Here is an 11,882-nt window from a genome sequence, read left to right on the forward strand (position 1 = left end):
ATTATTGGGTTTTGTCTATTTTTAGAGTGGAAAGGGAGTAACTTGCTTATAGTCAGTATGATTTTTAGACTTATAACTTTTGTATAACCTTATAAGTAATTTTTTATAACTTTGTAAACGCGAAAATCAAATTATATGACGCTATGCTTTAAGGGGATAAAAGTTAAAGGCTGTTCACTAAGTTTCTGGTTTTAGCTCACATCTATTCTCAAATTAGCCTCCTACATAAGGAAAGGAATTACAAGTCATGAATAATGTCCAAAAGTTATTTGTATCAGCAGTTGGTTTAGCTGCTCTGTCCGTGGGTACTGCTAAACCTGCTGATGCAGCATATCTTACTTATTTTGGTCAAGATCAAGGACAAGGCGAATCTGTTCGCTTAGCTGCTACTCCCCAATCTAATCAAGCACGTAACAATTTCTTCTCAAATTTAGTAGGTGTCGGTACAGAAACATTTGAATCTAAAGCTATTGGGGCAACAGCACCTATCGTTGCTGCTTTTGGTGCTGATTTTGCAACTATTACTGGTAGTGGTTCTATTGAAGCAGTTACTCCTGGCACAACCAATGGTGTTGGTCGCTATGCAATTTCTGGCAGCAAGTTTTACGAAGTTAGTGGAAATTTTACACTCACCTTTAATACTGCTCAAGCCGCTTTTGGATTCTATGGAGTTGATATTGGAGACTTCAATGGTCAAGTTACCTTAACTTTTAATAAAGTTACTGGTGGAACCCAAACATTTACAGTTCCTACTACACAAACATTGGGGGGTGGGTCACTTTATTTTGGTGTCATTGGTACTGATACTAATGATCTGTTCTCATCAGTTACATTTGGAAATACATCATCAGGAGTTGATTTCTTCGCATTTGATGATTTCAGCATTGGTAGAAAGGAGCAAGTTCGTGCTGTGCCTGTGCCTGGTGTTGCTGCGGGTATTGTCCTGGCTGCGGGTATTTTCAGTGGTAAGCAACTAAGAAAGCGTAAGAATCAAGCAAGTAAAGCTTAGAGCCTGTTTGAAAAGTTTTGAATATATTTAGACATAAATAAAAATCATATTTTATTTATGTCTTTATTTTTTTAGCTGTATCACAAGAGGGCTGAAAGTAGTATATTTAGCCCTCTTGTGGTGATTGAATTTATCCACCCAAACTTAAATATGAGTAAAGCTAATTTATTATGACTTTTAGAGGTGATTCAATAGAGTAAAAACTTTTCAAACAGTCGCTCAGTGCGGCATAACACATCAATTACTGAAAGGTTATGGGTTATGGGTTACGCGATCGCTAGCTTATCCTACACTTAATTCCCACAACCTACTCATGCAAGAAGATTCAACGGAAAAGATACCTGATAGTCAGGATGGGTTACTAGCGATATTAGTTGGTAGTGGTTTATTGGTTTTTGGGCGATCGCTTATAGATGGCAATATAGGAAAGCCAACACCATTTTAGTACCATTTGTAAAAGAGCTGGGAAACATTGATATTAATGATGAGCAATTGCGTACTCAAAGCGTACGCAAAGACCCTATTGGCTTTCATGTGATCCTCTCAAGTCAAAATCGATCCTATTTGACTTCCTGCATTAATCCACGCGGTATTTCAACGGTTACTAGGGAGCAATTTGATGACAATGGTAGTGAGCAAGCCATTGATAAAGATGTAGTTATTGGATGGCTATTGGGACAAAAGGAGCTACGCGATCGCCGTTGTTTGTGGACTTTGATTTCTACACCAATTTCATCGGAAAGCGATCGCGAAGCCGCTAATCAAAAGTTAGAGAAAATTTGGATTTCATGGTATGAATGGTGGAAACCTCGTTTCCCAGCACTATAAAAAATTTAGCAAGTGCATATTTTTAATTATGCTTACTTGATACCCAATAATTAGCTGTGCGGCGCTTCGCGCCGCACAGCTAATTATTGGGTATCAAGGGAGTAGCTACTAATACAAAGCAAATATTATCTACAGTGTCTATTTTTAATTATGAGTAATAGCAATTCAAACTCTAGTGAAGTAGTTACAGCAAACCTGCTGCGCATGGCTGGTTATGGGCTACTTTTACTAGCTCTGTCTAACTTTGCCGAAGCCTTAATTCCTCCCAGATTTGGTCAAGATGCTACTTGGGAATTCACTACATTGGCTAAATTGGTAGGGACTTCTCCTGTGCCGATCATTGGCTTAGTATTAGTTTTTTATGGTGAATCTACGGCGCGTTCTGCTTTTGGCAAGACGATTCTGAAGGTACTGTCTTGGTTATCTTTAGTATTGGGTATTTTCTATATATTAATGTTCCTAATCGGGGTTAGTTCCGCCATTCGCATTAATAATGACAATAACACTCAAGCTAACTTTATCCTTTCTCAGCAGATCTCCCAAATTAGTGCGGCTAAGGAGAATTTGAAAAATACGAATGATAATAATTTGCAAAGGGCTGCGGATTTTATTGAGAAGCGATCGCCTAATCTAAAGTTAAATAAAAGTGATCCTAATGAACTGAGAAAGCAACTAACCGACGAAATTACTAAGAGTGAAAATGAAGTTAAATTAAAAGTTGAAGAGAACAAAAGTAGAACTTTTCGTCAGCTTATCAAGCAAGCAATTAAATCCTATTTTGAAGCAATAATTTCCGCCCTAGTTCTATTTGGAATTTGGAGTCAGACAAAATGGGCAAGAACCAACGTCAAGCGTAAGAAAAAGGGTTCTAAAACTCCAGCAAGTTTGGCAGATATTGCCAGCGCCCCAACTTTGGAGAATGAGTCATCGACCAATGAATCTGAAGATCCCTAAAACCACAAGAAGAAGGTGACACTTTGTGTCACCTTCTTCTTGATAGTTTCGAGAAACCATAGACTTGAAAAGCTTGATATGATGAAGTGTTGCATCATTTTCACTGTAGTATATTTTCAAGTTCTATGATGAGCTAACTAACATGAGCCAAGCGCCAAATAATTCAGGGGAATCCGTATGGAAACGTTTACGCCATGGCAATATCTCTTCCTGTGAAGAAGCTTTACAGTTTTTGGTTGATCCTCATGGCGACTTGCACCTAAATTGGCTAGATCAAGATTTAAGCTATAGATTTTTTCGAGAATTTGAAGATCGGAATATGTTGCCGCCAGTAATTCCATTGCTACTATGGCGCAATTGTTTTTATATCGGTAGTCCCCAGACTTTAAGTGACGAGCATATTAAGCTAATCAGCGATCGCACTTTGACTGATATTAAAGTCATTAAAATTTCTACTGACAGCTATCGCAAATGGTTCCGCCGTCAAAATATCCCTAATCCCAACGAAATCCATTCTGCACAGCCTATCAATCCGCTTACGGGGGAAACCGAGCAAGTTGATATTGGTGAAGTTACAGATTTATACCTATCCCAAGCAGTTGATCAGACTCGCCGCATTAATGCGCTGATCTCGATCGCCTTACAACATCGAGCCAGTGATATTCACTTAGAGCCAACACCTAAAGGTTTACGGGTACGCTATCGCATTGATGGCATTTTACGAGATATTAAAACTCTGCCCCTTGAGATTAGTCGCAAAATTATTGTGGCGTTGAAGGTGATGTCTGACATGGATATTGCCGATAGTCGCCGCCCTCAAGATGGACGCATTGGTCGAGCCTACACAAGCGACGAAAACCTAAGTCTCAATCTGGATATGCGGGTAAGCACTTTACCCTGTGTGTGTGGAGAGAAGGCGGTGATCAGATTATTACCTCGCGATAATCCTTTTTCTAATCGTTTAGAAAGCTTAGGCTTTAGCGATCGCGCCCTTAAAATTTATGACAGTTGGCTAAGGCAACCCCAAGGCTTAATCATCATGACGGGCCCCACAGGTTCGGGTAAAACCAGCACTCTTTATACTAGTTTGCAGGCGATCGCTCAGGAGCATGTCAACGTGATCACCGTGGAAGATCCCGTTGAATATATTTTGCCAAACATTACGCAAACTCAAGTTTGCGAACCCGCAGGCATGACATTTGCCGCAGGACTACGCGCTATTCTCAGGCAAGATCCCGACATTGTGATGGTGGGTGAAGTCCGCGATCCTGAAACTGCGGAAACAGTGGTTCGAGCCGCCCTAACTGGACACCTAGTATTATCGACTATGCATACCAACGATGCTGCAAGCGCGATCCCCAGACTCAAGGATCTAGGTCCCGACCCCGGACTGATTAGTGATGCACTTCTCGGCGTAGTCGCCCAGCGTCTCCTTCGCAAAAACTGCCCCCATTGTTCGATTTCTTATCATCCCACTCCCTTAGAACTTCAATCCCTAAGACTGGAGCGAGAAGATATTGATCCCAGTCGTTGGCGCAAAGGTAAAGGCTGTGAAAAATGTTTCTTTACGGGCTACATTGGGCGGGAAGCAGTAGTCGAACTAATTGATATTGATGATGCCTTTCGCCATATGATTTACGAAGGCACAATCTCCCAAATGAATCGTTATCTCAATGAAATTGAGTTTAATTCTTTCCGAGTTGCGGCGATCGACAAACTTAATTTAGGAATAACTACGGCAGAAGAGGTTTTACGAGTTTTACCCCGTAGCTCTTTACATCGAGTTAATTCTCCCGTTTCGCGCCAAGCCCATATCAAAGCCATCAATGCATAAAAACAAACCGCGCCAAGCGCGGTTTGTTTTTATGATTGGACTTTTACGCCTCGCCAAAAGGCGATATAGCCTTTAATTTGCTTAGCTGCATCCTTTGGCTCAGGATAGTACCAAGCAGCATCTTTATTAGTCTCTCCATTAACCTCAATACTGTAGTAACTAGCTACCCCTTTCCAGCCACAGGTTGTATGGGTACTGCTAGGTTTAAAGTATTCCATATTTAGAGATTCAGCAGGAAAATACTTGTTTCCTTCTACAACTTCACAGCGATCGCTTTCAGCAAGAATAGCTCCATTCCAAATAGCTTGGGTCATAGATTGTGATTTAAGTAACATACTGAATATTGTAATACTATAGCAGTAAAGGTGAGGTTAAAGGATTTGAGAGAGTATGTCCCCTTGGGACGCACTCTCTCAAATCCTTTAGGATTCAATAAAAAAGCAAGGTTCTTATTGATACAGAAATCAAATTGTAGAAGTATTAGTGTCACTTGATGGAATAACCTTTAGCTACAGAAGCCCTTAGGATCTAGTCGGTGGATTTGTAGCTCTTTTTGATCAAATAAATCACAAGAAAAATTTTGAAATCTTTGCTTTGCAAAGATTTCAAAATTTTTCTTGGTTTGGGTTTAAGCGCAAAGCGTTGTGGGCAAGAGATTATTGATAGCCCAATTAATAACTTCTCAAAATAAATTCCTAGCAAAACATTGAGGAAAACTCATTTTGGATTAAAATGATACATACTTTTAATTAAACACCCCTAAATCTTCGATAAGCTCAAAACATTATGGATTCCGATAAATATGCCAACTAGTTTAGATTTCTACCCCAGTCAGAAAATAATAGTAAGTTAATTGATTACGACTTAGTCAGGCTTGAAACATGCTTTTAATCATAGTTGGCACTGAAGAATATCAATTCAATGCTTTGATGCATTGGATTGAACTCCTTTTAAAGTATCAACTCATTAAAGAAGAAGTCCTAGTTCAATATGGATCTTCCACCTATTTACCCGACGGAGCTAGAGCTTACCGGAAGCTATCAGATCAAGAGCTTCTAGCTTTTATTGATAGTGCTAGTTTGATCATTAGTCATTGTGACGAAGGGGTTGCTCAGTTTTTAGAAGATAAAGATACTCCCTATGTTCTCGTACCAAGGTTACAGAGATTTCGAGAGCATATTGACAATCATCAAATGGAAGTTGCTGATGATTTTGAGAGACGGGGTATCGCGATCGCCCGCTCACCCGGAGATTTAGTCAAATTCATCAAATTGCAGCAGACATCAGAAGTCGTGCCTCAAGTTGACGAAACTCAACTATGCGAATATCTTAAAGACAAATATCAAGCCAACAAATTAATGTTAATTTGTTCCTCTGGTGGATATTTTCGCTATATGCAGAGCATTCAAGAATTTTGGAAAAATTACCCAAATCGGGTGTGGGTTTCAGTCAAAAATATTACCACCGAGCGGGAAATCACGGATATTCATCGATATTGGGCTTATATTCCCGTCAAAGATAACCTTATAAATATTATTCGTAATTTTATCTTAGCGTTTAAAGTAGTACCACGACATTCTCCCGATTTAGTGGTTTCTACTGGTTCAGGATTTGCTATTCCCTATTTATTGATCGCTAAATGGATTTGCCATAGTAAAGTTGTTTTCATAGAGTCAAAAGCTCGCTTCCAAGATATTGGCTTACCTGCATGGGTATTAATGAAAATGCGTGTTTTGGATTTGATTGTGGTAAGGAGCGCCGCCATTGCAGATCGCTATCCGCAGTCGGTTTATATTCCTGTGACCGATGGATTTACTAACGATCAGCGAGATTACAAACAAGCCACCATTGCAACCTTTGATGAAGTTGCCTTTATTTATAGTCCCGAAAGATTAGAATTTTCGACAGCCAGAGAATTCTTAAGTGATTTTCAGTCAATTTGCAATCCTGACGAATTTTATAGAAAGATTGTGATTGATATGAGTCACACGACCTATATGGATGGTGCTGGGCTTGGAGTTTTAACTAATTGCCTCAAGCTTGCGCGAACAAATGGAACTGTACTATTACTTTGGAGTGTCAGTGAAGCTGTCAGTTCCCTTATAACGCTCTCCTCCTTAAGTAAGCTATTTGTGATTGAACAAACCTCTAACAGTTTCCGCTTTTCCGAGAAAATTCAACGCAATAGAGTGAGCAATATTACTAAGTTCGGCTTATTGCTATACCGTACCCAAAAACTTCTTAAGAGAATTCCTGTATTTAGAATCTTTTATCCCATATTAAAATTTTTCTTCCCTTGGGTTGATATCGATCCCGGCGTACCCGTCCATCCCTCAGTTCGCAATCCCACTAAGAGACTAATTGATATTGTTGGCGCTCTAATAGGTTTAAGTTTTACCTTCATCTTTTTTATTCCTATTGCCCTAGCCATTACTACCGAAAGTAAAGGAAATGTCTTATTTGGACAAATTCGATGTGGACTGTTAAGTAAACCTTTTCGTATTTGGAAATTTCGCTCAATGGTACGAAATGCGGAAGAGTTAAAAATCAAAGTAGAAAATGAAGTTACGGCGGGTAGACGAGCAGATGGTGATACCGAAGGTAATAGTGCTAATGATAAATTCTTTAAAAATGCTGATGATCCTCGCGTGACGAGAGTTGGCAAATTTTTACGAAAGACAAGTTTGGATGAATTTCCTCAATTTTGGAATGTATTAATTGGTGATATGAGCTTAGTTGGAACTCGCCCACCCACTTTTAATGAGATTAACTCCTATGAACTAGAAGTGGAATATCAAGATGAACGCTATACAGAATGGAATCGTCTGGATGTAAGACCGGGAATTACAGGAGTTTGGCAGGTAAATGGACGTTCGAGCGTAAGAAATTTTGCTGAGGTAGTCAACTTTGACCTTGAGTATCGCAACAATTGGAGTATTGGGTATGACCTTAAATTAATTGTGCAAACTATTTTGGTTCTATTTGATAAAAACAATAAAGCAATATAGCCTCTTGTAATTCTTTCCTACAGGTTGACCATAAAAAGCAGAGATTAAGTCCCTTTGGGGCTTAATCTCTGCTTTTTATATTGCTTGGATGCGGTCAAAGCATTGTATTCTTAAAACAATAGCGAGAAACAAATAGAAGGAATTATGGAACAAAACTGGTCTCAATTGCTCAAGCAACTTATGAATAGACAAAGTTTAGCCAATGAGCAGGCGACAGCATTAATGCAAGGATGGCTAGAAGGCGCGATCGCTCCTGAGCTATCAGGAGCAATTTTGACGGCTTTGCAGTTTAAAGGGGTTGAGGCTTCGGAACTAGCGGCTATGGCTAATGTATTACAATCTCAAAGTGAAGGACAAAAATTTAAAGAAAAGTTAGGGCATATCGTCGATCGCTCTAAACCTCTAATTGATACCTGTGGAACTGGAGGGGATGGAGCTTCGACTTTTAATATCTCGACTTCTGTTGCTTTTGTCGCCGCAGCAGCAGGTGTTGCCGTGGCAAAGCATGGCAATCGAGCCGTATCAAGCCGCTCTGGTTCAGCAGATGTATTAGAAGCGATTGGAATTAACCTTACAACTTCAACAGAAAAAATTTATGAAGCACTTCCTGCGGTGGGAATTACCTTCTTATTTGCCCCTAACTGGCATCCTGCCATGAAGGCAGTGGGTGCAATTCGTAAAAGTTTAGGGGTTCGCACAGTTTTTAATCTCATTGGTCCTTTAGTAAATCCCTTACATCCTACTGGTCAAGTTCTAGGTGTTTATAACAAGAACCTTACTCATACCGTAGCGGAAGCTTTACGGCTACTTGATCGCCAACAGGCTGTAGTTTTGCATAGTCGCGAAGGCATGGATGAGGCGGGATTAGGGGATCTAACTGATATCTCGTATCTTGCTAATGGAATTGTTACAGAAGATGCTCTCAACCCTGAAGAATTAGGTCTATCTGCTGCTCCCCTCGAGAGTCTCAGTGGTGGCAATGTGGCTGAGAATGCAGAAATTCTACGCAATGTGTTACAGGGCAAAGGAAGTAAGGCGCAATCTGATTGTGTGGCGCTTAATGCTGGCTTAGCTCTTCGCATTGGCGGTGCGGCTAATAGCTGGGCTGAAGGCGTTAAATTAGCTTCCACGATTATTCAAAGTGGCGCAGCATGGAACAAAGCTGAAGCTTTGGTTAATTTCCTTAAATAAACTAAAAGTGTTGCATAGCAACACTTTTAGTTTATTGGAATTAGGTTCCAAAAGCGCGATCGCCAGCATCTCCTAGTCCGGGAACGATCCACCCTAATTCATTAACTACTTCATCAATACAGCCCGAATAGATTTGCACCGCAGGAAATTGTTGATTAATTAACTGCAACGCAGGTGGCGCACACAAAGCGTTAATAATCCGAATGAACGCAGGATCGGCTCCCCTCTCTATTAACAATTTAAGAGTCGTAATAATCGATCCACCCGTTGCCATCATTGGTTCCACAATGAAGATACGTGTTTGAGGCTCAAATCTATCTGGCAAACGATTTAAATAACAACTAGCTTGGAGGGTTTCTTCATTACGCACTAAGCCTAAATGATAGACACTGGCTGTTGGCAATAGAGTCTGGCAACCCTCTAGCATTGACAATCCTGCTCGTAAAATTGGCACTAGTGCAAAGGGAACAGAGTTATCAATCAACTGCCCCGAAGCACTTCCCAATGGAGTCTCAATATTGACTTCTTGTACTGGTATAAATTCACGAATAGCTTCGTAGGTAAGCCATTTACCCATTTCAATCATGGCTGTGCGAAACAATGGCACTGGTGTATGCTTCTCGCGGGCGATCGTGAGCCAGTGACGAATGATTGGATGGGGTGGAACATATACGCGCAATTGGGAAGCCATAAATTTATTTTAGTATTTGAATAGATTTAAGTAGCTAGGCATAATTAAAAAACCAGAACCAAAACCTGTGGCGTACGCGCAGCGTACGCCACAGGTTTTGAGTTTTTATATTTAATTTTGCCTAGCTATTTAAATAGATTTAACATAGATTAGGGTCAGTTCAACTATTGAGTGGGATCGCAAATTTGATTTTCTTGATTTTCTTCGGTATCAGGTGGTAAATCGAGTTCTATATCGGCAACCTTCGCATGGGGTAAAGATGCACCTTCTAAGCCCTTGGCAATCCGATTGGGTGAATAGTCGAGAGTTACAAATAGAGGATAATGATATTCACCGCGATCGCTAATAATACTCCGATGCTTCCAAGGCATTAACCAGTAATATTCCTCACCAAGCAGAACTTCTACTTGTCGCCAACGTTGCAAGAGTGCGGAATAATCTTCATTGGGACGATGAATAAATACAAAGATTTCCCGACCTGTCTTTACTTTCCAGTCAGGGTCACACATGATTAAGGCAAGATCGCATTCCAACTGCACATGCCGTTGCGTCAAGTTGGGACTCGTAAGTTGGACGACGGGAAATGGAATCGAAATTAAACTATCACTGGGACGACGTAGGCTAGGAATTAGCTCAAAATATGGGCGATATTCACGCAATAGGGAAATTGCTTCGAGGGAATTGCTGTAATGACTCAGGAGTGTGTCGTATTGAAGTTGGTGATTACTCATGATGGGTCGGTAAGTATAAAATCAAAAGATTTAGCAAGGCTAAATCTTTTGATTTTTAGATGATGGGTAAATGTACAAAAAAAGTAGAACCTTGCGGAGTATCAGGATTGGGAGATTTGACCAGAATTTTGCCATCATGGGCGCTAATAATATAGTGCGATAGATATAGCCCTAAGCCGCTACCTTGTTTTTGGTGGTTGCCTTGGCGAAATCTTTGAAACAAGAATGGTTGTTCTTCAGTTGGAATACCCGCACCAGTATCAGTGATCGCAATAATTGCCTCAGATTTATTTGCCTCGGACTGAGCTAAGTTTAAGCTAACATGGACGCTGCCTGCTTCGGTAAATTTCAGGGCATTACCAATCAAATTATTAAAAACTCGCAATAGTTCAAGGCGATCGCCTTTCACCGTAGCTGCTTGATCTAGCTCGGCGGTAAGTTCTAGATTTTTAGAAATTGCGATCGGCTTTAGTTCTTCCACCACCTGCTCCAGCAGTTCTCGCAAATTTAATGGTTGTAAGTTAATAGTTTTACTGCCTGACTCATAGCGATAGACATCAAGGAGCTTATTCACCATTTCTAGCAAGTTACGATTACTACGCCCCATAATCGTCAGTGCTTCGCCAATTTGCGGCGAAATTTCTCCCAACACGCCATCTTGTAATAGCCCCAACATCCGATCCGCCGCCACAAGCGGAGTTCGCAAATCATGGGTTAAGCGTGATACAAAATCCTGTCGTTGGCGATCAATGCGATCGCGCTCCGCAATACTATGTTTTAGCCGCAGCAGCGATCGCACCCTTGCCAAGAGTTCATCCGCTTCAATGGGTTTCCGAATAAATTCATCTGCGCCGAGGTCTAAGCCTTTGACAGCATTAGCGCGATCGTAGGCAGTAATCAACAAAATCGGAATAAATGGCAACTCCTTCATCGCCCTGATGCGGCGCGTCACCTCATAGCCATCCATCAGAGGCATCATCACATCCAGTAATACTAAGTCAATCGGCTCCGATTCAATAACTTTTAGCGCCTCATAACCATTAGATGCTGTGATGATCTCGTATCCCTCTTCTTCGAGAATTGTGCGAACAAGAAATAGATTGTCTGGCACATCATCAACAATTAGTAAACGGTCAGGAGATTTCATTCAAACGCTCAGGCAAAACAGGATGGCTATGTAGATCTTGTCACGAAATTGCGATCTATGTAGTCATCCTGATGATAGAAATTACAGTAAAAGCAGCGCGAAGCGCCGCCTTTATTTATGGGGAAACGCTATATAATGACTTACGGATTAAGCAATCTCTTACTTAAATATGCGCCATCGTTTATTTCTCTCCTTAAGTACATTTTTACTAGTTAGTAGTAGTATTTCTGCGGCGGTAAATTCCCAAGAGACTCAAACTCCTAAACAAGAAAAGTATGAATATCCGCAGGAAGTAGTTAAAACCTTTATGAAGGGTTGTGGATTTACTAATAGCAAAGATTTCTGTACTTGTAGTTTAGATAAATTGCGATCGCAATATACCTTTGCCGAATTTCTCAAAATCGATACGGCGGCGAGAGAAACTAAGCAAGTTCCCAAAGAAGTAATCAATATTTTTCAGTCCTGTCGCCCCAAAAAAGCTTAGAGAGA

The 11,882-nt window shown here is 40.6% G+C and carries 11 protein-coding genes and 2 pseudogenes; 9 read left to right on the plus strand and 4 right to left on the minus strand.

Going from position 1 to position 11,882, the window contains the following annotated elements; genetic code table 11:
• The first annotated feature begins 247 nt into the window (after positions 1 to 247).
• From H6F42_RS04125 to H6F42_RS04140, 5 genes are all read left to right on the plus strand, one after another.
• The gene (locus H6F42_RS04125; protein ID WP_190398093.1) at positions 248 to 1,009 is read left to right on the plus strand and encodes a PEP-CTERM sorting domain-containing protein; all 762 of its coding nucleotides are present in this window, start codon (positions 248 to 250) and stop codon (positions 1,007 to 1,009) included.
• Positions 1,010 to 1,322: 313 nt separating this feature from the next.
• A complete protein-coding gene (locus H6F42_RS22055) occupies positions 1,323 to 1,454 on the plus strand; it encodes a hypothetical protein (RefSeq protein WP_277873805.1) in 132 nt (43 codons plus the stop codon).
• Positions 1,455 to 1,501: 47 nt separating this feature from the next.
• Positions 1,502 to 1,837 carry a cyanoexosortase A system-associated protein gene (locus H6F42_RS04130; protein WP_190398094.1) on the plus strand — a complete coding sequence of 112 codons (336 nt, stop codon included), beginning with the start codon at positions 1,502 to 1,504 and terminating at the stop codon, positions 1,835 to 1,837.
• A gap of 150 nt (positions 1,838 to 1,987) precedes the next feature.
• Positions 1,988 to 2,791, plus strand: a complete 804-nt coding sequence (locus tag H6F42_RS04135; RefSeq protein WP_190398095.1) for an HpsJ family protein — start codon at positions 1,988 to 1,990, stop codon at positions 2,789 to 2,791.
• A gap of 142 nt (positions 2,792 to 2,933) precedes the next feature.
• The gene (locus H6F42_RS04140) at positions 2,934 to 4,625 is read left to right on the plus strand and encodes a GspE/PulE family protein (RefSeq protein ID WP_190398096.1); all 1,692 of its coding nucleotides are present in this window, start codon (positions 2,934 to 2,936) and stop codon (positions 4,623 to 4,625) included.
• A gap of 29 nt (positions 4,626 to 4,654) precedes the next feature.
• Here H6F42_RS04140 and H6F42_RS04145 read toward each other — a convergent pair whose 3' ends face one another.
• Positions 4,655 to 4,939, minus strand: coding sequence for a DUF427 domain-containing protein (locus tag H6F42_RS04145; protein WP_190398097.1), 285 nt, complete (start codon positions 4,937 to 4,939; stop codon positions 4,655 to 4,657).
• 567 nt (positions 4,940 to 5,506) lie between these two features.
• On the opposite strand from H6F42_RS04145, the pseudogene H6F42_RS22265 reads away from it, so the two are divergent.
• The 3 genes and pseudogenes from H6F42_RS22265 to trpD form a co-directional block, all read left to right on the plus strand.
• A pseudogene (locus tag H6F42_RS22265) lies at positions 5,507 to 6,763 on the plus strand (STAS domain-containing protein); the annotation flags it as partial.
• Positions 6,764 to 6,952: 189 nt separating this feature from the next.
• A pseudogene (locus H6F42_RS22270) lies at positions 6,953 to 7,633 on the plus strand (sugar transferase); the annotation flags it as partial.
• A 144-nt stretch (positions 7,634 to 7,777) separates the two neighbouring features.
• Positions 7,778 to 8,824, plus strand: coding sequence for an anthranilate phosphoribosyltransferase (trpD, locus tag H6F42_RS04155; protein WP_190398099.1), 1,047 nt, complete (start codon positions 7,778 to 7,780; stop codon positions 8,822 to 8,824).
• Between the two features lie 40 nt (positions 8,825 to 8,864).
• Here the strand turns inward: trpD and upp are convergent, their stop codons facing one another.
• From upp to H6F42_RS04170, 3 genes are all read right to left on the minus strand, one after another.
• Positions 8,865 to 9,515, minus strand: coding sequence for a uracil phosphoribosyltransferase (upp, locus tag H6F42_RS04160; protein ID WP_190398100.1), 651 nt, complete (start codon positions 9,513 to 9,515; stop codon positions 8,865 to 8,867).
• A 164-nt stretch (positions 9,516 to 9,679) separates the two neighbouring features.
• The gene (locus tag H6F42_RS04165) at positions 9,680 to 10,246 is read right to left on the minus strand and encodes a hypothetical protein (RefSeq protein ID WP_190398101.1); all 567 of its coding nucleotides are present in this window, start codon (positions 10,244 to 10,246) and stop codon (positions 9,680 to 9,682) included.
• A 55-nt stretch (positions 10,247 to 10,301) separates the two neighbouring features.
• Positions 10,302 to 11,393 carry a hybrid sensor histidine kinase/response regulator gene (locus tag H6F42_RS04170; protein ID WP_190398102.1) on the minus strand — a complete coding sequence of 364 codons (1,092 nt, stop codon included), beginning with the start codon at positions 11,391 to 11,393 and terminating at the stop codon, positions 10,302 to 10,304.
• 169 nt (positions 11,394 to 11,562) lie between these two features.
• Here H6F42_RS04170 and H6F42_RS04175 point away from each other — a divergent pair, with 169 nt between their 5' ends.
• Positions 11,563 to 11,877, plus strand: a complete 315-nt coding sequence (locus H6F42_RS04175; protein WP_190398103.1) for a hypothetical protein — start codon at positions 11,563 to 11,565, stop codon at positions 11,875 to 11,877.
• The last annotated feature ends 5 nt before the right edge of the window (positions 11,878 to 11,882 follow it).

Source organism: Pseudanabaena sp. FACHB-1998, assembly GCF_014696355.1.
Taxonomy (GTDB): domain Bacteria; phylum Cyanobacteriota; class Cyanobacteriia; order Pseudanabaenales; family Pseudanabaenaceae; genus Pseudanabaena.